The sequence below is a fragment of the Rhodanobacter koreensis genome, from assembly GCF_054782855.1.
In genome coordinates this window covers 1269334-1292644 of the sequence record NZ_BAAGRR010000002.1, presented here as the reverse complement: position 1 = coordinate 1292644, position 23311 = coordinate 1269334, and the positions used below count along the sequence as shown (strand labels likewise).

General features: G+C 64.5%; 18 protein-coding genes and 2 tRNA genes. 1 reads left to right on the top strand and 19 read right to left on the bottom strand.

The annotated features are described in order from the left end of the window. Positions 1–13: 13 nt before the first annotated feature. The 5 genes from ACYVKM_RS11720 to rnd form a co-directional block, all read right to left on the bottom strand. Positions 14–940, bottom strand: coding sequence for a S1 family peptidase (locus ACYVKM_RS11720; RefSeq protein WP_460877761.1), 927 nt, complete (start codon positions 938–940; stop codon positions 14–16). A gap of 74 nt (positions 941–1014) precedes the next feature. After that, complete coding sequence (locus ACYVKM_RS11715) at positions 1015–1410, bottom strand: cupin domain-containing protein (protein ID WP_460877760.1); 396 nt, start codon at positions 1408–1410, stop codon at positions 1015–1017. Positions 1411–1495: 85 nt separating this feature from the next. Further along, on the bottom strand, positions 1496–1891 hold the full coding sequence (locus ACYVKM_RS11710) for a hypothetical protein (protein WP_460877759.1): 396 nt from the start codon (positions 1889–1891) through the stop codon (positions 1496–1498). A 759-nt stretch (positions 1892–2650) separates the two neighbouring features. Beyond that, a tRNA-Ala gene (locus ACYVKM_RS11705) sits at positions 2651–2726 on the bottom strand. A 60-nt stretch (positions 2727–2786) separates the two neighbouring features. Further along, positions 2787–3902, bottom strand: coding sequence for a ribonuclease D (gene rnd / locus ACYVKM_RS11700; protein WP_460877758.1), 1116 nt, complete (start codon positions 3900–3902; stop codon positions 2787–2789). Positions 3903–4004: 102 nt separating this feature from the next. Between rnd and ACYVKM_RS11695 the strand changes: the two genes are divergently transcribed. After that, complete coding sequence (locus ACYVKM_RS11695; protein WP_460877757.1) at positions 4005–5942, top strand: SUMF1/EgtB/PvdO family nonheme iron enzyme; 1938 nt, start codon at positions 4005–4007, stop codon at positions 5940–5942. A gap of 135 nt (positions 5943–6077) precedes the next feature. On the opposite strand, the gene ACYVKM_RS11690 is transcribed toward ACYVKM_RS11695, so the two are convergent. From ACYVKM_RS11690 to ccmE, 14 genes are all read right to left on the bottom strand, one after another. Further along, entirely contained in the window at positions 6078–6923 is an 846-nt protein-coding gene (locus ACYVKM_RS11690) for a sulfotransferase family protein (RefSeq protein ID WP_460877756.1), read from the bottom strand. 51 nt (positions 6924–6974) lie between these two features. After that, entirely contained in the window at positions 6975–7982 is a 1008-nt protein-coding gene (locus ACYVKM_RS11685; RefSeq protein WP_460877755.1) for a LacI family DNA-binding transcriptional regulator, read from the bottom strand. Positions 7983–7998: 16 nt separating this feature from the next. Next, positions 7999–10719 (bottom strand): glycoside hydrolase family 2 protein, encoded by a 2721-nt coding sequence (locus tag ACYVKM_RS11680; protein WP_460877754.1) that lies wholly within the window; start codon positions 10717–10719, stop codon positions 7999–8001. Positions 10720–10723: 4 nt separating this feature from the next. Next, a complete protein-coding gene (locus ACYVKM_RS11675) occupies positions 10724–12142 on the bottom strand; it encodes an APC family permease (RefSeq protein WP_460877753.1) in 1419 nt (472 codons plus the stop codon). A gap of 116 nt (positions 12143–12258) precedes the next feature. Beyond that, entirely contained in the window at positions 12259–15456 is a 3198-nt protein-coding gene (locus ACYVKM_RS11670) for a TonB-dependent receptor (RefSeq protein WP_460877752.1), read from the bottom strand. A 154-nt stretch (positions 15457–15610) separates the two neighbouring features. After that, the gene (locus ACYVKM_RS11665; RefSeq protein ID WP_460877751.1) at positions 15611–16675 is read right to left on the bottom strand and encodes a glucokinase; all 1065 of its coding nucleotides are present in this window, start codon (positions 16673–16675) and stop codon (positions 15611–15613) included. A gap of 210 nt (positions 16676–16885) precedes the next feature. Continuing rightward, positions 16886–16971 (bottom strand) — tRNA-Leu (locus tag ACYVKM_RS11660). 25 nt (positions 16972–16996) lie between these two features. Beyond that, positions 16997–17578, bottom strand: a complete 582-nt coding sequence (locus ACYVKM_RS11655) for a cysteine dioxygenase family protein (protein ID WP_460877750.1) — start codon at positions 17576–17578, stop codon at positions 16997–16999. Between the two features lie 98 nt (positions 17579–17676). Then, positions 17677–18804, bottom strand: coding sequence for a homoserine O-acetyltransferase MetX (gene metX, locus ACYVKM_RS11650; RefSeq protein WP_460877749.1), 1128 nt, complete (start codon positions 18802–18804; stop codon positions 17677–17679). Next, complete coding sequence (locus ACYVKM_RS11645; protein WP_460877748.1) at positions 18804–19856, bottom strand: tetratricopeptide repeat protein; 1053 nt, start codon at positions 19854–19856, stop codon at positions 18804–18806. The genes metX and ACYVKM_RS11645 overlap by 1 nt, the downstream gene beginning before the upstream one ends. Then, the gene (locus ACYVKM_RS11640) at positions 19853–20329 is read right to left on the bottom strand and encodes a cytochrome c-type biogenesis protein (RefSeq protein ID WP_460877747.1); all 477 of its coding nucleotides are present in this window, start codon (positions 20327–20329) and stop codon (positions 19853–19855) included. The genes ACYVKM_RS11645 and ACYVKM_RS11640 overlap by 4 nt, the downstream gene beginning before the upstream one ends. Further along, positions 20326–20871 (bottom strand): DsbE family thiol:disulfide interchange protein, encoded by a 546-nt coding sequence (locus tag ACYVKM_RS11635; protein ID WP_460877746.1) that lies wholly within the window; start codon positions 20869–20871, stop codon positions 20326–20328. The genes ACYVKM_RS11640 and ACYVKM_RS11635 overlap by 4 nt, the downstream gene beginning before the upstream one ends. Next, positions 20868–22841 (bottom strand): heme lyase CcmF/NrfE family subunit, encoded by a 1974-nt coding sequence (locus ACYVKM_RS11630; RefSeq protein WP_460877745.1) that lies wholly within the window; start codon positions 22839–22841, stop codon positions 20868–20870. Before ACYVKM_RS11630 ends, ACYVKM_RS11635 begins: the two co-directional genes overlap by 4 nt. Beyond that, positions 22838–23305, bottom strand: a complete 468-nt coding sequence (gene ccmE, locus ACYVKM_RS11625; protein ID WP_460877744.1) for a cytochrome c maturation protein CcmE — start codon at positions 23303–23305, stop codon at positions 22838–22840. Before ccmE ends, ACYVKM_RS11630 begins: the two co-directional genes overlap by 4 nt. Between the last annotated feature and the right edge of the window lie 6 nt (positions 23306–23311).

The following is a 23311-nucleotide window of genomic DNA, read 5'->3' as shown; positions in this document are numbered from 1 at the left end:
CCTGCGACAGGGATCAGCGATCGGGAGTCGTGCTGTGCCGCCTAAGGCCCGAAATCAGTGGCGCGCGTAGCGCGTCCGCTGGCTGAAGCTGAGTACGGGCGCTCGCGGGTACAGATATCACGCCTTCTATCCATGGGATGTAGCTTGAGATGCGGACGCCGTACACGATTTCGCCGTAGAGGCCCTCCACGAATGGGCGACCCGGCGCATATTTGCTCAAAAATGGATGGCCCGGTGGATATTTGCTCCAAGAGGCCAGGCCGACGAGTTGCCGTGAACTCCCGTCCCCGATGAGCAAGGGGCCGCCGCTGTCGCCGCTCCCTGCGATGCCTTCAAGTCGCAGGGCGGACGACGGCGGGTCGAATCGATACCAAACATAGCGGGCGTCGGCACCGACAATCACGTTGAAGGCACGGCGCAAGACGGTGCGATGCGAGCTGTGAGGATCCTGACCTTCGGTGCCATTGCCCGTGGCGCCCTTGCCCACAAGCTCTACGGTCATCCCCACCTCTTTGTTCCCGCGATAGAGAGGGACAGGAGTTACATCCGTCACCGGCGACGCAAGCTCGATCAGCGCGATATCGTTGGACGACGCAAGAAATGCATGCGCCTTGGAGAAATCGCCGGATGCCAAGGCCTGCTTGACCAGCTCTTCAGGCAGTCCCTTGTAGCCGGGATACGTGATGACACGTTTGACCCTACGCGCCACACCGCCGATGGTTACGTCTTCTTCCATGCCTTGCATTGGCGCCGCGTGAGCTGCGGTTACGACCCATTGAGGCGCAATTAGGACGCCATGTCCTTCACCAGGCATGTCGACCAGCGCGGGGAATGCCGAAGCCGGAACTCGATATTTGGCATCCTTGACGTCGCTGCGAATAACGACGGCGCTGGCCGTGAACGAGATTGCGAGCAATGCAACGAAAAGAAGGCGTCTCATTTGTATCCCAGGGATTGTAAGGAGGCTAACACTGGAGTTAAGCGGAGCCGGAGGCGTCCGCCTTGAACGAATTGTTAGGCGGCTGTCTCGACAAACACTGTCTGTGCGCCATTTTTTTCGCAGGTGAGGTTGACTGTGCGTCCGACGGCGCGTGTTCGATGCACTGTACCTGCCGGAATGACAACGCTTTGCCATTCGGTAAGTTCTAAGCGATTACCACCCGCGAGATCGATCTGTAGCGTTCCTGCCACCACCAAGAATAGCTCGTCTGAATCTGGATGCTGGTGCCAGCGATACTCGCCCTCGAATACTGCTAACCGCATGCAGTCGGCGTTGACGTCGACCAGAACGTGGTTGCTATACGACTCGGCTATTGCGGCTTGTTCCGCGCGAATGTCGACGACGGTCAATGCAGGGTAGCGCGCTGTCTGCGCTGAATACTCTTGTGCGGAAGGAAATGGAGATTTCATGCGAATACTCTAGTCGTACGCAGGCTAGTTCCGCGACCTGACGCTGGAGTCAAGCGGCGGCGAAGCTGTCCTCTTGGACGAGTAGTTAGGTATCACCCAACTGGGTACGCCAACGTTTACAAAAATAAAAACAGCACAGCCCCACGAAGATGACCAGCGTTATCAGAAATGAACCTCTGTGCTCGACCACTTTTGGAGGTTCGGAGTTTGTTTGCAAAATTTGTACGAATTTTGGATCGTGAAACATAGACGGGATAAGCAAGTAGGATCGGCGTGAATACGTTGTGTTGCCACCGAACGAATCCTTGCCACCCATTACTAGGGCAATTTGGCTGGGGTACTGGACCCTCAAAACGGCATCAAAGTCTGGCTTTGGAAAGAACGAATAGAAGATTGACGGAATTGACAGCAAAACGGCCCAGAGCGCCAGATGCACCAACACATCTTTCCATGGATTCATCGGTGGAATCTGAAATTTCATGTGAAGCCTAACGCTGGAGTTAAGCGGCGCCGGAGGCGTCCGCCTTGAACGAATTGTTAGAGGGCCACTTGCGAACCACCAAGTAAGAAATCAAAGCTGTGACCGGAAAAGCTATTGCGTGCCAGACCGGAAACAGGCACACCAGCCCCGCGAGCTCACCCCATGACCAAGTGAATAACGTAACGATGAACAAGAGCCCAAACGGGACAAGGACCACAGTGATAGTTGCAGGACCCCAAGACGGTGTAAGCAGAAGCGTGGCGGCAGCGACAAGAATGAGCGTGCGCTTGGAATCAGGCATATGCCTAACCAAGAACCAAACGCCGAGAAGCGGGAAAAACATGAGCGCAGCGAAGGCTAGATAAAACAACATCAAAAAGGTCATTCTCACCGCCCTCTAACTACCTAATAAACGGACCCGCGGGTCCGGCTATACATCCTTGGCCACATTCGGAAGTCCCGACGCAACACCCTGATTCGACGGGAGCTTATCTGCGCGGGGTCCGGCTAACAACCGGACGCATAACCGGATCCAGCGGACTGTTCCTCGCACGTGCGCACGATGTGGGTGGCAATGGCGATTCCTTCGCAGTGGAAGGCTCGGCGCGATGAGTCAAAGCGCGCAGATATAACATCAGCGTGTGGCAGGCGGGTTGCCCGGCGATACGCTGTGAGGAGCCTTCCGGGACGTTAGACCAAAGAAAAACCGCGCCGTAGCGCGGTTTCCTGGGTCTTGCGTGACGCTGGTGAAACATTCCGTGGTGGAGCGGATGGGGATCGAACCCACGACCTCCACGATGCGAACGTGGCGCTCTCCCAGCTGAGCTACCGCCCCACGGAAGCCGCAAATGTTAGCAGCGTGCGCAGGGGTTCGCCAAGACCTGTGCGGTTGGGCTCAGCCGGGCAGCAGGCTGGCGAGGCGGTCGTGCAGCACGCCATGGCGCCAGCCGTCGAGCAGGTCGGGCCATTCGGTGGTGACCACGTATTCCTCCAGCGCCTTGCGCGGGCACAGCAAGCCCGGCGGCAGGTCGAGTTCGCCGGCGAGACTGTCGACCAGCTGTTTCATCGCAGCCAGTGCTTTCTTCGCTTCGCCCTGCGGATGGCCGGGTATGCGTGCGGTGGCAGCGATCTCCTCGGCGCTGACCGCTGCGGTGATCAAGGTGAACAGTTCGCCGCGCTGGGCAGAGCGCAGGGCGCGCTGGCCACGGCTACGCTGTTCAAGTTCGGCGAGGCTGGCGGGGAGCTGCTGCGCGAGACTCAGCACCAGCGTGTCGTCGATCAGCCAGGGACGCGGCACATCAAGCCGGCGTGCACTGCGGTCGCGCCACAACAGCAGGCGGCGCAGCAGGGCCTGCTGCGCGACCGGCCAGTCGGCGGCACCGCGCATCGCGCGTTGCGGTTGCGGATCGCCGTCGCGATGGCTGGCACGGCGTTTCAGGCGTTCGCAATCCTCCGTGTGCCAGGCGCTGCGGTCACGTTGGTGCAGCCGTTCGACCAGCTGCTCGTGGATGGTTTTCAGGTACACCACGTCCAGCGCGGCGTAGCTGCGCTGCGAATCAGTGAGCGGGCGCTGCATCCAGTCCGAGCGGGTCTCGCCCTTGTCCAGTTCCACGCCGGCCAGTTCGGCGACCAGGGCGCGATAACTGATGCCCAGGCCCATGCCGACGAAAGCGGCGGCGATCTGGGTGTCGAACAGGAGGCGCGGGCCATCCGGCAACAGCGGCGCGAGGGTTTCCAGGTCCTCGCTGGCGCTGTGCATCACGGTGATCGCCGGGCCGGTGCCGAGCAGCGGCTGCAACACATCGCCGATATCGAACGCAAGCGGATCGACCAGTGCATGGCGGCCATTCCAGCCGAGCTGCAGCAGTGCCAGCTGAGGATAGAACGTGTTCCGGCGCATGAACTCGGTGTCGAGGCCAACGGCGGCGTCCGCGGGCACGGCGGCGAGCCACGCCTGCAGCGCGTCGCGGTGATCGATCCAGTCAGCGGTGGCCGTCTCGGGCAATGACATCGGTATTCCTTTGGAAAGACGCAGGGCGTGCATTGCCCTGTCGGCGATTTGTGCCTATGGTGAGCAGCGCACGATAACAGGCCACACCAAGGACGCCCATCCATGCCGAGTAACGCGACCCTGCATCGTCAGCGCACCCTCGGTGGGGCGCTCGGCGTGATCGTGCTGGGATGTGCGCTGACCTATCACTTCTTTCCGCGGGTGTTCCACGTCAACCCGGCCGAAGCGCCGCGTCGCTCGATGTCGCTGGGCGCGGCGTTGCCGGGCAGCCCACAGCAGCCGGAGCGGGCATCGGCAATCGCCGAGCTCAACGCCGGGCCGCCGCTGACGCTGGCTCCCGCGGCGGTGATCGCGGCACGCAGCGGCAGGAATGCACACCTGCCCGAACAGCTCAGTGCCGATCCGCCTGCCGTACGCGAGCTGCTTTCGCGTGCAGCCAAGGCGCTGCATGCCGGTCAACTGGTCGGCGACAAGGACAGCGCCGCCACACTGTACGAGCAAGCGCTGAAAGAAAAGCCGGACAGTCGCCGCGCCGCGCAGGGCTTGTTCGATGTACACGTGCGCCTGGTCGCGGAGATCGAGCAGGACATCGCGGCAGGGGACGCCGATTCCGCGAAGGATCTGCTCGGCGCGCTGCGTACACTGCCGGATGTCGCCGACGATGTGGCCCAGCTCGAGACAGCCCTGAAGACCCTGGCCACGGTGCGGCCGATGCTGGCCACGGCTGCAACCCTGCTGCAGCAGGGCAAGGTGGACCAGCCCAGTGGCGAGAGCGCGCTGGATCTTTATCGCGAAGTGCAGCAGCTCGACCCGCAGAATGCGGTGGCCGAGCAGGGCATTTTCGAAGTGCAGCGCGCCGTACTCGACCGTGCCCTGGCCGCGGTGGCGCAGAATGATTTCACGGGCGCGGACAAGCAGCTGGCGGCAGCCGATGCCATCCGCCCCGGCTCGCAGCAGATGCAGGATGTGCGCAAGCGTGTCAACGACATGCGCGAGCAGCGCGCTGCCGGCGTGCTGACGCAGGCGCATTCCGCCCTGGATGCCGGCAATGTCGCGTTGGCCAGCAAGCTGGCCGAACAGGCACGGGTGATCGATCCCAATCTGGCGGCGCTCGCGGCATTCGAGGAGCAGTTGACCAATGCGCGCCTGTATGCCAGCTACAAGCCCGGCCAGGTATTCACCGATCGCTATGTCGATCTGCCCGGCAAGACCCCGTCGATGGTGGTGATCCCCACCGGCAGTTTCCAGATGGGTGCGTCGGACAGCGACGAGGATCGCATCGATGCCGAAATGCCGCAGCATGCGGTGACCATCGACAAGGGGTTTGCGATGGCGCGCAGCGCGATCACCGTAGGCCAGTTCCGCGAATTCGTGCGCGCCAGCGGTTATGTGCCCGATTCGGTGAAGCTTGGCGGCGCCAGCGTGTACGACGAACGCAGCGGTGCGATGCGCGACGATTCCGGTGCGAGCTGGCAGGACGATTACGCCGGCCACAAGGCCGATGACAATCTGCCGGTGGTGAACATTTCCTGGAATGATGCCAAGGCCTACGCCGACTGGCTCAGCCAGCGCACCGGCAAGGTCTACCGGCTGCCCAGCGAAGCGGAGTTCGAGTACGCCCTGCGCGGCGGCACCACCACCCGCTACTGGTGGGGCAACGGCGTGCCGACGCATCCGGTGGAGAACCTCACCGGTTCGGGCGATCGCTCGCGCAGCGGCCGCCGCTGGAGCCACGCCTTCCGTGGCTACCGCGATGGCTACTGGGGCCCGGCGCCGGTGATGAGCTTTGCGCCCAATCCCTTTGGCCTGTACGACATCAACGGCAACGTTTCGGAGTGGGCGGCCGACTGCTGGCACGACAATTACATGCGTGCGCCCGGCGACGGCTCGGCCTGGCTCAACCCCGGCTGTACCGCCCACGTGGTGCGCGGTGGTTCCTGGGGAAGTTCGCCGGAACAGGATGTTTCCGCCTATCGGCAGGGCACCAACAGCGACGTGCGCAGCGGCCGTGTCGGTTTTCGCGTGGTGCGCGAGCTTTAAGCAGTCTCGGTATAAAAGTCATGTGTGCGGAGGATGGCAACGACACCCGATGGCACATGCCCGGACGTCGAGGTGACGTCACGCGCGTGAATCCTCCAGGAGTGGCGTGTTCCTGCTGCGTGATGACAACCCCACTTACACGATGGGCACCTGGTTGACGTTGTTCTTCGGGTCCAGCCAGAACGCCTCGTTCGCGAAGCGGCCGAAGATGTCGCGCGGGATGACGGGCTGGCGTTCGATGGCCTGCACCTTGCGGCGCACGGTATGCAGGCCAGGCATGCCCACGCGGGCATCGAACTCGTCCGCGTGGTATTCGATGTTGTCGAAGTCGTGCTCGAACCAGGGTTCGCCGAGGAACGTGTAGACGGCGCGCATGGCCGTGGCCGGATCGTGCACCAGGTTGTCGTAGGTCAGCATCAGCAGGTGATCCTGCGCATGCGGGCCGTAGAACGCGTCCTTGGTGGCCTGGAAGGCGAAGCCCACCATGCCGCGTGGATCGGTCAGTGCCTCGATGCGCGAATACACCGTGGTGTTGGTGTCGAAGCGGAACACCTTGCTGACGCTGACCGGCTGCCTGCGCACCAGCCGTTCCATGCTGTCCAGCACCCACGCCAGCGGGCGCACGCACGCGATGACCTTCACCTCCGCGAACAGCGTGCTCAGCAGCTGCATCCTGCTGCACCACAGCCGGCTGGTGTCGAACACCACGTCGGAGGCTGCCTGCACCGAGTAGAAATTCTCGACCAGGCCACGCAACAGCGCGACGCGTTGTTCGTCGGAAACGTCGAACGAGAAATCGTTCTTGCTGCTCGCCTCCGCGATCACCACGCCCATGATGTCGGCCAGCGGGCTGGTCATGCCGGCGCGGAAGCGCGGGTTCTGGTTGAGGATGGCAGCCAGCAGCGTGGTGCCAGAGCGTGGCAACCCGGAGATGAAGTGGAATTTCCGCGGCGGGGTGTTGGCTTCTGGTGCGACAGGCATGTGGATACTCTCCCCGGGTTCGGTGGCGTGGATGGCAGGATAGCGCCCGCTTCAGGGCGCCGGCGCGGTGGAGGCGCGGATGCGCATTTCGTAGCCGACCTCGACCATCCTGGCATCTCCTTTCTCCTGCACGCGAAGCAGCAGTTCTTCGGTGGCGAGCCGGCCCATCTCGCGCACGGGCTGGTGGATGGTGGTCAACGGCGGCCATACCTGCGTTGCGATCGTGGTGTCGTCGAAGCCGCAGATGGAGATCTCGCCGGGAACCGATACCCCGGCCTCGGAGGCCGCCCAGATCGCGCCGACCGCCATGTCGTCGTCGGCCGCAAAGATGGCGGTGGGGCGCTGCTTCAGCGCCAGCAACTGGCGTGTGGCCGCCACGCCCGAATCGAAGGAGAACCGACCCTGCACCATGTACGCGGGGTTTTCCTTCAGCCCGGCGCGCTTCATGCCGTCGCGGAAACCGGCGAGGCGCCAGACGCCGCCGCCGTGCTTGGGGTCGCCGATGATGTGGGCGATTCGGCGATGGCCCAGCGCCACCAGATGCTCCACCATCGCCGCGGCGGCTTCGCGCTCGCGCAGCATCACGCCGATGCAGTCCTCGGGGCGCAGCGGCGCGATGGAGGCAAACGGCAGGTCGTTCTTGCGCAGGTGATCCAGCAGCTGCGGGTGGTCGGTGATCGGCGGCGTGAGGATCAGCCCGTCCGGTCGGTGCCGCGACAGGATGTCCTCGACGTGCTCGACGAAGTCCGCTGCCGTCGAGACCAGTGGCTGCACCATCATGCTGTAGTGCTGCGCCTCGCACGCCTCCAGCACGCCGGCCTGGACTTCCATGATGTAGCTGGGCGACAGGTTGTCGTACAGCAGGCCGATCATGAAGGAGCGGTTGGTCGCCAGGCTGCGCGCCGAGGTGAGCCGCCGGTAATTGAGTTCCGCAATGGCGGACAGCACGCGTTCGCGCACGGTGTCGCGCACGTTCGGCTCGTTGTTGAGCACCCGCGACACGGTCTTTTTCGAGGTGCCCGAGGCACGGGCGACATCGTTGATGGTCACGTGTGCCATGGAAGCCTGTCCGGATTCAATGAATTTTTCCCTGCGTGGCGTCGGTCGGGTTTCCGGCAGCGGCCGGAATGTATCGGGTTGAAACGTTCCACCCGCTCACTTCGACTACCGGCGCCGCGGTTCCCCGGGATGCGTAGCGTGCGATCAAGATAATCGACTCGCCGGGCCACAGCGTGACGTCATTGTCGTTCCACAGGACAGGCAATGCGAGGTTGCCGTGCGCGCCGCGCCTGATCGACACGTGCTGGAACAAGGCCACTGCCCTGGACGATGCGGGTACCGACAGCGTGACCGTGGTGACATCCTCGTTGCCTTCATGCCGAGTCGCTGCGTGAACGTCGCTCGTCGCGGCCGGCAAGGACTTCAATGCGGTGAGATCCGCGTATTGCGTCACCGGCGTGAGATACCAGTTCGAATGGTCCCAGTCGAGCTTGTCAGGTTGGGCAGGGAGCCAATAGACGTTGCGGCTGAGCGGCTTGCCATCGGTCGATGCGAGGTCGAGCTCGATGAAGTACGCGTGCGGCAGGCTGGCGATGGCTGGCAGCGTCGCCAGTGGTCGCGTGTGGTTCCCCGCGAGATCGATGCCTTGCAGGTGTTTCTCGTAGCGCACGCTGCCATCCAGGTTGCGCACGCGGATGCTCGCCTGCAGGCCGTGTGCATCGGCCAGCGTGTGGTTGACCAGCACGATGGCGTTCGAGTCGTACGAATACTGGATGTGTACCGGCTCGTTCGCCTTCTTGGCGCCGAAATAGGCGCCGGCCGGATTCATGTACCAGTCGTACAGGTGCCAGTGCAACGAGGGCCACGCGTTGTTGAGCATCCAGTAGATCACGCCGGTCGATGGATTCGCCGCATCCATGTGCGCGTTGAACGCCTCGAACTGCGCACGCACGTTGTCGTAGTTGTCGAGCTGGGCCTTGGCGACATAGTCGGCAAGATCGGTGGGTGCGCCGTAGCGGTGGGCCAGCGCGTTGTCGAACGGCGTCAGCACGGCGAACGGCGACCAGGCGGCGGAGGCGTGGTACTGCCGCAGGTTCGGGTACTTCCACAGCGCCTCCTGCTCCTGCGGCGACAGCATGCGCTGCAGGTCTTCCAGTCGCGGAATGGTGGCGCCCGCGCTGACCTCGGAGTCGAAGCCGAACGCGCCGCCCAGCTTGTCGGCGTACCAGTAGGCGGGTGGAATCCAGTCGTACGGCCCGGCCATCTTCATGCCGGAGGGTCCGGTTTCGGCAGTCGCCTGGTCGGAGGCCGCCGAGACGATCGGCAACGGCCAGTCCGCAGCGTGCAGCGTATCGACGTACATCTTCGCGATGGCCGGCGGCGGCGCATTGTCGCTGCCGATCAGGAAGCCGATCACCGAGGGATGGTTGCGCAGCAGCCGTGCTTCGCTGGCCATCGAGTCCTCGGCCACTTTCATGTCGGCGGCATTCCACGGTTCGCCGCCGGTCCTGGCGGCCGACTCCCATTTGTCGCAGCACTCCCAGCCCGCAAGTATCAGGATGCCGTCGCGGTCGGCCAGGTCGTAGAAGCGCTGGTTTTCCAGCTTGCCCTCGCTGCGGATGGTGTTGAGGCCGAGGTTGAGCACGTAGCCGAACTCGGCGTCCATGCGCGCGGGGTCGTCACGCAGGAACATGTCCGGCGCCCAGCCCACACCACGGATCAGCACCGGCTTGCCGTTGACGAAGAACTGGCGATAACCCTGCTTGGTGAGGCTGGAACTGACGCTGCGTATGCCGAACGTGGTGCTGGCCTTGTCGGAAGTCGCGCCATCGACCGCAGCTGTCATGTCGAGCTGGTACAGCGGATGCGCGCCCATGCCGACCGGCCACCAGATCTTCGGGTGATCCAGTGCGAGGCCCGGTGTGGTCTTCGGCGTGAACGCAACCACCTGCGTCTGTCCGGGGGCGAGATGGATGGTCTGTTGCAGCGGGACGCCGGCCACCGTGCCGGCGATCGTCGCGTCGTGCGCTACCTTGTCGAGGTTCCTCGCCTCCACCTTCACGCCCAGGTCGGCATGCGAGAGATCGGTCGACAGCGACGAGCTCACCTGCGGCCAGCGCAGCTCGACCGGGCCGGTCTGCACGATGTCCACGCCGCGCCACGGGCCCATGTTGTTGTCCGGCGGCGTGGGGTTCCAGTCCACCCAGCTCGTCGTCAATGCCATGCGCGGGTCGGCCGGATGCACGCGCAGGGCGATGGTGTTGGAGCCCACGTGCGCCCAAGGCGTCACATCGAGTTCGTGGACGGGGTAGGCGCCGGCGACGGCGGCATGCTCGGCGACCTGGTGACCGTTCACCCACACATCGGCGCTGGCGATGATGCCGTTGCTGCGCAGCAGGGTGTGCAGGCCTTTCGCGCCGGCCGGCAGCGTGAACTCGCCGCGGTACCACCACGGCGTCACGAACAGTTCGCCGCTGGAGTCGGGCACCTCCACCGCACGCAGGTTGTCGCTGTGGAACACGTCCTTGTACACGCCGTTTTCCAGCAAGCCGGCCATGACCGTCGCGCGGCCGCTGACGGGGTACCAGCCCTTGGTGGAGTAGCCGCTCGCGGAGATTTCGCCGCCGCCTTGCTGCGCCTTCGCGCTGTCCTGGATCTGCCAGTGGCCGATGGCGGTGATGGAGCCGGCTTCGCCGGTGACCTGCGTGGGGGCGTAGGTCGTCTGGGCATGGGCGAACGGTGTCGCCAGCGCCAGCGCAACCAGCATCGGGTACGTGCGTTTGAGCGGAATGCGCATGGCGTCAGTGCTCCCCGAGATAAGTTTCATGTACTTCGACGGGCGCGAACGGCCACGACCGGTTGGCCCTGGCCCAGATCGCAAACACCACGAGGCCGGTGAGTATCCACACGCCGGACAGGATCAGCGACAAGGTGGACGCGGACACGTAGACGTACATCCAGCCCAGCAGCGCGATCACGCAGGGGACCGGGTAAAGCCACTGCTTGTACGGGCGTTCGAGATCCGGCTGGCGCCTGCGCAACACCACCAGCGCGGCGATCTGCGCCACCGACTGCACGATGATGGTTGCGGCCAGCAGCATGTTGATGACCTCGGTGAGGTCGAAGAACGTGCCGATCGCCGTCACCACGCCCATCGTGAGCAGAGCCACGTGCGGAAAGCCGAGTCTTGCGTGCAGGCGCCCGAACACGGACAGGAACACCTTTTCGTGCGCCGCCTGGAACGGCACGCGCGAACCGCCCAGCAGGCCGGTGAACACCGAGGCGAACGCGGTCACGATGATGAGCACGGTCATGACGGCCGCCGCCGCATGCCCCCAGCTGCGCTCCACCACCAGCGAAGCCACGGATTTCGACTGGGCGATTTCCTGCCACGGCGCCACGCCCAGCACGCTGATGTTGAGCAGGAGATAGACGAACATCATCGCGATCACCGAGATGATGATCGAGCCGGGCATGGTCTTTCCCGGATTGCGCAGCTCGTCGCCGATGTAGGCGGTGGTGTTGTAGCCGAGGTAGTCGTAGATGCCGATGACCAGCCCCGCGCCCAGCCCCACGAAGAAGTGGCTGCCGAACGCGCCGGTCGGGTAGGCGAAGGCGTAGGCCGCGTTGAAATGCGAGAAGCCGGCCGCCGCCACGCCGACGACGGAAACCAGCATGATCACCCACAGCGCGATGGTGATCGCGCGAACCGATTCGATCCGCCGGTACAGCAGCCAGGTGACGAAGGCGGTCGACGCCAGGCCGATGAAGTGCACCGGCCACCAGCCGAGGTCGGGGAAGAAGAACCCCAGGTACTCCACCATGCCGATGATGCCGGTGGACATCAGCAGGGGAATCGCCAGCAGCATCGTCCAGATGAACAGGAACGGCATCAGCTTGCCGGTGCGGTACTGGAACGCTTCGCGCAGGTAGACATAAGTGCCACCGGAACCCGGCATGGCCGCGCCGAGTTCGGCCCAGACCAGGCCGTCGGCCATCGCCAGGATGGCGCCGGCGATCCAGCCGATCACCGCCTGCGGCCCGCCCATGACGGCGACCATGATCGGGATGGTGATGAATGGCCCGATGCCGCACATCTGGGTCATGTTGATCGCGGTGCCCGAGAACAGGCCGATGGAACGGTGGAAGCCGTTGTCGCGGACGGGCTGGGGCGCGCTGGAATCCTGCATGGTTGCCTTGTCGTTATAGGTTGCGTGCACGATGGGAATGTTCCGTTCTTGTCGTCATTCCGGCGAAAGCCGGAATGACGAGCAAAATACCTTCACGTCACCTGCCAAGACCGATGCAGGAGGGGCTGCTCCGGTCGCCGCTCCGCTCACCACTGCCCGCGTATGCCGACCATGAACATGCGCTCGGAGAAATTCGAGTGCGCCGGCTGGTCGGACCACACGAGGTAGTATCGCTGGTACTCGTTGGTGAGGTTGGTGCCGTCCACGAACACTTCGGCGTACTTGTTGAGCTTGTACGAGATCGACGCGTCGAGGTACTTCTGCGGCGCCTCGTACATCTCCATGCCCGTGATGCCGCCCACGCTGTCCATCACCGCGCGTCGCGAACGGTAGTTGTACGCGAGGCGTGCCTGGAAGCGGTCGTCCTGGTACCACAGGATGAAGTTGCCGGACCGGGTCGAGTTGTCCTGGAACGGGATCTTGTTGCCGGCCAGATCCCTTTCGCCCGAGTTGCTGGGTGCGTAGGTGGCGTTCACCTCCATGCCCGTCTTGGACAGGATGCCGGGCAGGAAGGTGAAGCCCTGGCGGTAGTCGAACTCGGCGCCCTGGATGCTGTTGCCGGTGCCCTGCACCGGCTCGGTGATCACGATGCAGTGGTCGCGGACCACGCCATCCTCGTCGGGCAGGGTGCAGTTGGTCACGCTGCCGTTCTTGATGAAGCTCTCCATGTTGATGCGGAACAGTGCGAGGCTGAGCATGCTGGTGGGGTTGATGTAGTACTCCAGCGATGCCCCATAGTTGGTGGAGCGCCACGGGTTGAGGTTCGGGTTGCCCGTTGATGTGCCGTCCGCGACGCGGAAGATCGGTCCCTGCGGCGTCTCCGCCAGCGAGTAGTTCAGCTGCAGGCCACCACCCCAGGTGCTGAGGTCGAGCGGCATCATGTTCTTGGAATAGGCCAGTCGGAACTTCAGGTCGTCGGTCAAGTCCAGTGAGAAGTTGGCCGACGGCAGGACGTCCTGGTAACTGCGCTTGGTGATGGCGGCGCCTACGTCGGCAGGTTCGTCGCCGTACGAACCCGGGGCGCCGCTAAGCTGCTGGGTGACGTCCAGATTGGTGCGGATCACGCGCACGCCGACGTTGCCGCTGTATGGCATGTCGCCGAGGCTGCCTTTGAAGTCCGCTTGCATGTAGCCGGACAACTCCTTCAGCCCCACGTTCCAGGTGGTTCCCGGTTCGCCCACCTCGACGGTATCGGGGTAGAGCGACTTCCAGTACGCGACGGGATTGATCATGGCGGAGGGATTGACCGCCCAGAAGTTGATGCCCGAGCCGAGCAGGTTGGTGTATTCCCTCCAGTTGCCGGCCAGCGGCGCGGCGGTTTTCGGCATCGATATGGCGGACAGTGGCCCCGCGCGGTAGTAACCCTCCGCGTTGCCCGCGGTGCATGAGCCGCTGTCCATGACCACGTCGGCTCCCACGTAACGCACCAGGCATCCGTTCGGATCAGTGGCCCCCATGCCCGCATAGACCGGCGTTTCCAGGGTCCAGCCGTTGTTTTCCGCGCTGCGGATGCTGTCGCGCACGCCGAATTCGAGCTGGATGCCGTCCTGGAAGTCGTACTTGCCGTCGAAACGCAGCGCGTTGAGGTCTACCTGGCGGTCGTAGTCGCCGGAAGATTCCAGCGTCTTCATCGTCCAGCCGTTGGGATTGGCGAAGTCAGCGGCCAGCGAGGCTGGCATGCTGACCGTGAGGTAGCGGCCACCGAAGTCCGCGATGATCGGTATCGTGTTCTGGGGAACACCGTTGGCGTTGAACACGCGGTCGCCGCCCAGTTGCGACGGGTAGACCATGGTGCCGGCCGGCAGGGAGACACCGTCATTCAACACGTTGGGCCACAGTGCACCGTCGGAGTCGGAAATGTTGAGATCGGTTTCGACGTTCGACTGGAACGCCGTGTCGTGCACGCCGCGCAGGCTGCCTGTGAACGGGCCGCCGTTGTCGAAATCCAGTTGGAGATTGAAGTTCTTCGCGTTGGAACTCTTCTGCGTGATCTGCGAGAACGATTCCACGTCGCCCGGCCACTTCTCGTACACCTGCGTGGTGTACATCTGCATGCCGCTCCAGTCCGGATCGGGCGTGCCATAGGCTCCGGCGACGGGGCTGCCGGTATTGCGCGATTGCAGCGGCACGTAGGTGGCACCCTGCCAGTTGGTCGAGTTGAACTGGATGCCGACGTTGCGGTCGTACTCGCGCTGCTGCGAGTAAAAGTAGTCGCTGGTCAGGCTGAAGCCGTTGCCGAGATCCGCCTGGAACGAGGCATTGCCGGACTTGCGCTTGCGCTGGGTGGTGGTGTCGTAGATGCTGATGTCCTGGCTGCCCATGAAGACGCCGTTGGACTTGCCGTCGCCATTGACGTCCACGCTGCCGTCGGCGTTCTGGTGGATCTGCGACGGGATGGGCGCGCCGTTCCACGGGGTCAGGAAGCCGTTGTAGCCGCCCGCGCTGGCCGCGTTCTCGCCGTTCAGCACCACGCCGTACTGGTCGAGGCCCTCGGTCGAGTTCATCCGCGTGGTGTTGGAGAAATCCGCCGATACCAGCAGACCCCAGTGGCCATCGTCGTTGAACGAGACGAGGCCGTTCGCCTCGGGTCCCAGGTGGCTGGTGGTGGTGCCGCGTTCCCCATCGGCGGAATAGCTGTAGGTGAATCCGCTGGGCAGATCCCATGGGCGATAGGTGTGCAGGTCGATGGCGCCGCTGATGCCGCCGTCGGTCTCGTTGGCCGTGGTCGACTTGACCACGTCCACGCCGTGGAACAGCGTGGACGGCAGCATGGTGAAGTCCGGTTGCTGCGAGTCGATCTGGTCCGCCGTGATGAACACTTCGCCGTTCAACATGGTGCCGACCTGCGGCAGTCCGCGCACGTCCACCGAGGTGCCGACGCCGGCATCGCGATTGATCTGCACGCCGGTGACGCGCTGCAGGGAATCGGTGATGGTCACGTCGGGCAACGCGCCGATGTTTTCCGCCGTGATGCTGTCCTGGATGTTCGGTGCTTCGCGCTTCAGGTCGATCGCACGCATCTGCGACGCCCGCACGCCGGAGACGCTGACGGTCGACAGCGTGACCGCGTTCTTCTCCGCGCCGGTGCCATTGGCCTTGGCGTTGGTTTTCTTGGCGTCGGGCGACGATGTCGCTGGCGCGGTTTGCGCCGCGGTGGCCTGCGCTGCCGGGCTGGCCGTTTGGGCATCGGCGAACGGCGATGCTGTGGCCGACGTCGACACGACGGCGAACAGCGACATGGTGATGGCAAATGACAAGGGATGCTTGCGATGTACGGTGGGCATGGGCGTTAACCTCGTTGTGGGTGCCTGTCGAACCTCAGGTGCTCCGCGGTGTTCCAAGACGCGTGTAGTTCAGCAGTGCCTGCGCGCTTCGCGCGCCGTCGTGATGCAAGGCAGGCGTCCATGTGCCGGAAAAGCTTCGATGCCATGTCGTGGCTCATGCGGTCGTTCCGCCTGCCACGGCATGACGCGCCGCGGCTTCGCCAGGCACGCCGCGCCGGAGATACCACCGGGCCGCCCCCAGCACGCCATGGCGACCGTGTTCCGTCACACGCACCGGAACCTGCGACAGCAGCACGCGCGCGCTGCGCCCGTGCAGGAACCGTTCTTCGAAAGCGCTGCGTTGGAGCAGCGCGAACATGGACGACAGGAAGCCACCCGCCAGATACACGCCGCCGGTGGCCATGAAGGCCAGCGCGAGGTTGCCGGCAAGGCTGCCCAGCGATGCGCAGAAAACATCCACGGCTTCCACGGCGTGCACGTCGCTGCATGCGGCCGCCGCAGCGGTCACCGCTTCGGGTGTTGCGAGTTTCGGCGTTTCTCCATGCAACGCGCACAGGGTCGAGTACACGGTCAGCAGGCCGGGGCCCGACACGATGCGTTCGAACTCCACGTAACCGCCATGCGGCGCCAGGTGCGCGAGGATTTCTCGCTCGCGAATCGAGTTCGGCGCGAAATCCATCTGTCCGGCTTCCGTCGTCAGCACGAAACCGCCTGCGGAGCCGGGCACATGCGCCGCTGCGCCGAGGCCGGTGCCCGGGCCGATTACCAGGGTCGGGCCTTCGGCAGGAGTATCGGGGCCGCACAAATGGCGACCGCTGTGGGCGAGGGGGCCGTCGAGCGCGTAGCCCAGCGCCTCGAAGTCGTTGAGTACGGCAATGTCGTCCAGGCTGAGCGCCCGACGCAGCTGCGCAAGATGGATCGGCCACGCAAGGTTGTCGTTCGCGACCTCGTCGCCCATGACCTGCCCGGCACACGCGAGCACGCAGTGCCGCACCGGAGCCTGCGCGTCGGCATCGACAAACGCCTGCAGCAGCTCCGCCAGCCCCGGGAAGTCGGCGCACACGAACTTGCGATAGGCGAGCACTTCGACTTCGCGCCCCGCATCCCGCGTGGCCCGCAACATCGCGATACGCGCGTGCGTTCCGCCGACATCCGCCGCAAGAAACGGCGACGCCGGAGCCCCTTCCGATCGATCCAGATGGCCGATTGCCACGTCCATCGCGCTCCCCCGCAATAGAACTGTCATCCAGCTTGGGTACTATTGACACCGGTGTCAAGTGGTGACGCACCATGCGCCAAAACGGCATTGAGGCAAGGCGCTCCACCGGTTCGGATGACCCCGCAGGCCATCTTCAGGCACGAAAAAGCCCGCGGTTACGCGGGCTTGGGTATTCGCTGGGTTGTGCTTGGGCTGCCTGAATCTGCCCCTTGGTACCGGTGATAGGACTCGAACCTACACGACATCGCTGCCAGCGGATTTTGAGTCCGCCGCGTCTACCATTCCGCCACACCGGCACATGGGCTGCGCATTATGCCGGGTTCAGTGCACGCGGTCGAGACCCAGCTGGCGCACGTCGCGACCGTACCAGCGATCTTCCGGCAGCGGCTGGAATACCGAGCAGCGGGTCATCGGACCGGAGTAGATGTGCAGGCTGACAGTGACGGTGTTGTCGCTGGGGTTGCGGATGCTGTGATATTCGTGCGGCGGTATCAGACTGCCAGCCGAACCCGCACCGGCCTGGATCGAGCCGACTGCCTGGAAGCAGTAGCGCTGGGCATCATGTTCCAGCAATTCGTACTGGACGATCTCCAGCGCGCCGTTCCATACACCCTCGACGCACCACATGCCGTCATGGTCGTGAATCGGCGTGCCCTGGCCCGGTCCCCAGGTCATCGCCACCACGCAATAACCGTGCTCGTCGCTGCGGTACAGCTCGCGGCGGGCGTAGTGTTCAGCGCAGGGCTCGAAGACGCAGTCGGGGAGCTTTACGGCATTGTCGCGGATCAGCTTGCACAGGCTGTTGCGCAGGCTGTCGGTGAGTTCGTGGGTGGTCGGCTTGGCCACGGCGGCGTCGATCGCGTCGATCAGGGTACGGCTGCCGGGGAAATCCAGGGTGAGCATGATGGTCTCGGGTGGTGCGTGATGCGGGCTATCTTACCAGTGCGGCGGTCAAGTCTCCCGCGGCCGCCAGGTTCCCCGGCCGTCATGCCCGCTGTCGTTCAGCGAACCGCCAGTCGAGCCAGGAAGCCGCCGATCGCCCGGCTGTAGTTGTCGATGTCGACCAGAAAGGCGTCGTGGCCCTGCGGCGAATCCAGTGCCACGAATTCAACCGTGGCGCCGGCGGCTTCAAGGCCTTCGGCGATCTGCTCCTGCTGTTCGAGCGGAAACAGGATGTCGGTGCTTACGCCGATCACCATGGCCTGCTCGATGCGGATGCGCTTGAGTCCTTCCAGCACGCTGCCGTGGCCGTATTCGGCGATGTCGAACCAGTCACTGGCGCGCGACAGGTACAGATAACTGTTGGGGTCGAAGTTGCGCACGAAGCGTTGTGCGTGGCCTTCAAGATAGGACTCGACCTGGAACTCGCGCCCGAACGGATTCTCGTCGCGCTGCTCCGGATCGAGCCGGATGCGCGCGAAGCGGCCGTTCCATTCCATCGCCGAGCGATAGGTGATCACGCCAAGCTTGCGCGCGATGCTCATGCCCAGATCGGGATAGGCTCCTCCATGCTCAGCATGGATGTCGTATTGGCCGTCGTTGAACTGCGGATCGAGCCGGATCGCCTCGCGTTGCAGCGAGCGGATGGCGATGGCGAAGGGCTGTGCCTGCGGTGCGGTATCCACGCTGATATGTGCGCGCACGCTGCCGGGGTGCAGCAGCATGTAGGCCAGCGCACTCATGCCACCCATCGAGCAGCCGATCAGGCAGGCCAGCTGCGTGATGCCGAGACTGCTGACGGCGGCGTGCGCAGCGTTGGCAACGTCTTCCAGCGCCAGCTCGGGAAACGTCAGTCGATAGGCTTCGCCGGTAGCCGGATCGATCGAAGCGGGGCAGGTCGAGCCCTTGTCGCTGCCCAGCGAATTCACGCAGATCACGAACCAGCGTGCGGTGTCGATCGCCTTGCCGGGACCGGCCATGTCTTCCCACCAGCCGGCACCGGGATCTTCCGCGCAGGAAGCCATGTGTGCGCTGGGCGAGAGGCCGGTCAGCACCAGCACGGCGTTGTCGCGCGCGGCGTTCAACGTGCCCCAGGTTTCATAGGCGACGTGCGCGCCATGCAGCTCGCCGCCCCGCTTCATCGGAAACGGTGAGGGCAGGCTGAAATAACGGCGCGCGTCGTGGCTCATCAATGCACCTTGTCGATGCTGATCTTGATCGGGGTCTTGCTGTCTACCGCCACGACGCCGGCGTCGCCTTCGAGATCGCCAGACTGGGCGATCGGCTGGCCGCTGTGGCTGATCCGCGCGCCGACGAAGACGCGCGGGACCGACGACAGTTTCATCGCCGGCATCATCGCCATCGCGTCGGTGAGGGTGACGTTGGCCGGTAACTGGCTGGCGTCGAGTCTGGCGACGGCCAGCGGCATCGGCGGGCCATTCTCCGAGCGAGCATAAACGAACAGGGTGTCGCCCGCGACGACCTTGCCTTGCAGGGCAGGAGCCAGCGAGACCTGTACCTGCAGCGAGGCGCCGTGCGCGATGGTCGCGGACGCACTGCTCGAGGCATCAGCGGGTGCACCACCAGCGCGTGCATCGGCAACGGCAATCTGTTGCGCGACGGCCTGGGCCACCTTCGATCCGGGTTCCAGCTGAGGCTGCAGCACGCGCCAGGTGGCGGCTGCTTCCCGATACTGACCATGCTGGAAGTCGCTGATGCCGAGCAACCACAGGCCGCGCTGGCTGTCCGGCTGCAACTGCACCGCATGCTCGAGCAGTTCCAGCGCGCGACCCTCGATCATGTGGTCAGTGCGCAGCGTCGAATCGTTTTCGGCCCAGCCCACCATCGCGTCGGCGTTGTTGGGGGCGAGCTTCAGCACATGGTCGTAGGCGTCGCGCGCTGCTGCCGGATCGCGCTGCATGGTGCTGGTCTGTGCCAGCAGCATCCAGCCCTGCACATCGCCCGGCTGCTGGGCCAGATGGGCGCGCAGTTCATCGATGGCCTGCGACAGGGTGAGCGGCTGTTCGGCCTCGGCGGAGACGCCATTCAGCGCGGCCGGCGTACCCACCAGCAGGTACAGCGCACCCGCGCTCAGCGGCAGCACGAAGGCGATCGCGAGCGTCAGTGCGAACACGCCGCGCGAGCGTCCCGACTTGCGGCCTTGGCGCACCAGTGGCAGCAGCAAGGCGGCCAGTGCCGCAGCGATCATCACTGCGGCGGCGATGAAAAACATGATCTTCACCAGTCGTCCCCGTTGTCGGCCGGTTCGTTGTCAGGCGGCATGCGGTCAGATGTTGCATGGGTGGCGCTCCCGTCACGGCCGCGCTTGCGGATCGCGGCCACCACCACGCCGGCGCCGCCGCACAGGATCAGCAGCGGGCCGAACCACAGCAGCCAGGTGCCGGGTTTCAGCGGCGGGTCGTACAGCACGTAATCGGAATAGCGGGCGACCAGATACTGCTTGATCTCGTCGTCACTCTTGCCCTGCTGCATCAGCTGGAAAATCTGGTTGCGCAGGTCGCGTGCAATTGGCGCGTTGGAATCGGCCAGCGTCTCGTTCTGGCACATCGGGCAGCGCAGCTGCTGGGTCAGGTGCTGGAAGCGCAGTTCCTGCGCGTGATCGGCGAACGGCATCGGCTCGATCGCCTGCGCGTGAATCACGCCCGTCAGTGCCAGCAGGACCAGCAGCAGGACATGCCGAAGTACGTGCCTCATGGCAAAGTCTCACGCGACAGGGCTGCAATCGCCGGCTTCAGCTCGTTCGCGACCACGTCAGGCGTGAGCGGACCGATATGCTTGTAACGGATCACGCCCTTGCCATCGATCAGGAAACTTTCCGGTGCGCCGTACACGCCGAAGTCGATCGCGGTGTTGCCCGGTTCGTCGGCAATCAGCACGTTGTACGGATTGCCATGTTCGGCCAGCCAGCGTTTGGCATCGGCCGATGCGTCCTTGTAGTTGTAGCCGACCAGTTGCACGCCAAGACTCGGACCTTCAGCCTCCAGTACCGGATGCTCCGCGCCGCATTCGATGCACCAGCTGGCGAACACGTTGAGCAGGTAGGGTTTGCCCAGCAGGTCCGCCTTGCTGACCGTCTGTGTCGGTTCGTACAGCTTGGGCAGCGCGAATGCCGGTGCCGGCTTGTTCAGCAGCGGCGTCGGGATCGCGTTCGGATCGTGACTGGAATTCCACCAGATACCGAAGCCGAACAGCGCCACCAGCAGCATGAAACCGATGAAGGGAAACAGGCGGTTCATGCAGACGTTTCCTGCAACGGCAGGCTTTCGCTGGCGGTTTCGGCGACGGCGCGTTTGAGCCGGAAACGCCTGTCTGCGGCGCAGGTGAAGCCACCCAGCATCATCAGCAGGCCACCACCCCAGATCCAGCGGATGAACGGCTTGTAGTAGAGCCGCAGCGACCAGGCATCCTCGATCTTGTTGGCGTCCATCGGTTCGCCCAGCGCCACGTACAGGTCGCGGAAGATGCCGGCGTCCACCGCCGACTCGGTCTGCACCTGGCCGCGCAGGTAGGTGCGTTTCTGCGGATGCATCACGGCGAGCTGGCGACCATCGCGGGTCACCGTGACCACGCCCTGGTCGGCGCGCCAGTTCGGTCCGGTGGCGCGGTGCACGCCGTCGAAACGGAAATCGTAGCTGCCGATGTGCTCGGTCTGCCCGGGCGCCATCCGTACATCGCTGGTCACGCTGAGCGATTCGGACAGCAGCACGCCGGCGACGAACACGCCCACGCCCAGATGCGCCAGCAGCATGCCGGCCATTTCGGCCGGATAACGCCGGCCACGCGGCATCTCGCGCCAGCGCTTGTAGGCATACAGCAGGACACCCACGACGATCCATACCGCAGCGGCCACGCCGGCGATTGCCTTCAACTGGCCGTCGACAAAGAACGAAGCCGCGATGGCGCATGCGGCGGCGGCGATGCAGACGCGCAGCAGGATCTGTTTGAGCACAGTCGTGTCGCCCTTGCCCCAGCGCAGGAACGGCCCGAACGGCAGCAACAGGACCACCGGCAGCATCAGCAGCGGAAACAGGAAGCCGAAGTAGGGCGGCCCGACCGAGATCCGGCCCAGGTTCAGCGCATCGCCGACCAGCGGAAACAGCGTGCCGAGCAGCACCATCGCCGCGGCCACCGTGAACAGCAGGTTGCCGATCAGCAACACGGTCTCGCGCGAGACCAGCTTGAACGGCTTGCCGCTGGCCACCTTCGGCGCGCGCAGCGCATACAGCAGCAGCGAGCCGCCGACCACGATGGTCAGGAATGCCAGGATGAAGACGCCGCGGCGCGGATCGGAGGCGAATGCATGCACCGAAGTGAGCACACCCGAACGTACCAGGAAGGTGCCGAGCAGGCTCAACGAGAACGCGAAGATCGACAGCAGAATCGTCCATGCGCGCAGGCCGCCGCGCTTCTCGGTGATCGCCTGCGCGTGGATCAGTGCCGCGCCGACCAGCCATGGCATGAAGCTGGCGTTTTCCACCGGATCCCAGAACCACCAGCCGCCCCAGCCCAGCTCCGCGTACGCCCACCAGCTGCCGGCGACGATGCCGAGGGTGAGGAAGGCCCAGGCGATATTCGTCCACGGCCGCGCCCAGCGCACCCAGGCCTGTTCCAGCCCGCCACCGAGCAGGGCGGCGATCGAGAATGCGAACGCCACCGAGAAGCCGACGTAACCGGTGTACAGCACCGGCGGATGGAACGTCATGCCGGGATCCTGCAGCACAGGGTTCAGATCGGCGCCGTCGCCCGGCATCGGCAGCAGCCTCCCGAACGGATTCGAGGTGAAGATGATGAAGGCGAGGAAGCCCACCGCGATCAGCCCCATCACCGCCAGCACGCGCGCAGCGAACACTTCCGGCAGTTTCTGGCTGAACGCGGCCAGCGCCACCGTCCACACGTTGAGGATGAAGATCCACAGCAGCAGCGAACCCTCATGCGCGCCCCACACCGCGGCGATGCGGTAGTACCAGGGCAACGCCAGGTTCGAGTTGTCGGCCACGTACTGCACCGAGAAATCGAAATGCACGAACGCCCACACCAGGATGCCGAACGCGAGCGCCACGAACACCGCCTGACCGGTTGCGGCGGGACGCGCCACGGCCATCAGTGCGCGGTTGCCACGCCATGCGCCGAACAGCGGCAGGATGCCCTGCGCCAGCGCCAGCAGCAGGGCGAGGATCAACGCGAGCTGGCCGAGTTCCGGGGTCATGGCATGTCGCCCTGCGCGGATTCGTCGCCGACTTTCTTGTTCGCGTGCGCCTTGGCCATCGCGTCCTTCAGCTCTTTCGGCATGTAGGTCTCGTCATGCTTGGCCAGCACTTCGGTGGCGACAAAGCGCGCGCCGTCCATGTGGCCAGTCGCGATCACCGACTGATTGTCGCGGAACAGGTCGGGCAGGATGCCGGTGTACTCCACCGGCATCGCGCCGCCGGCATCGACCACGGTGAAGGTGACCTTGAGCGAATCGCTGCTGCGCTGGATCGAGCCGGCCTTGACCATGCCGCCGAGGCGGAATGTCTTGTAGTCGGTGGCTTGGCCGGATTGCACCTGGCTAGGCGTGAGCAGGTAGTTCATGTTGTTCTGCAGCGCGTATACGCCCAGACCGACCGCCAGCGCGGCGGCGGCGACAATCAGGATGACGATGGTGAGCCGGCGTTTACGGGTGGGGTTCATGGGCAT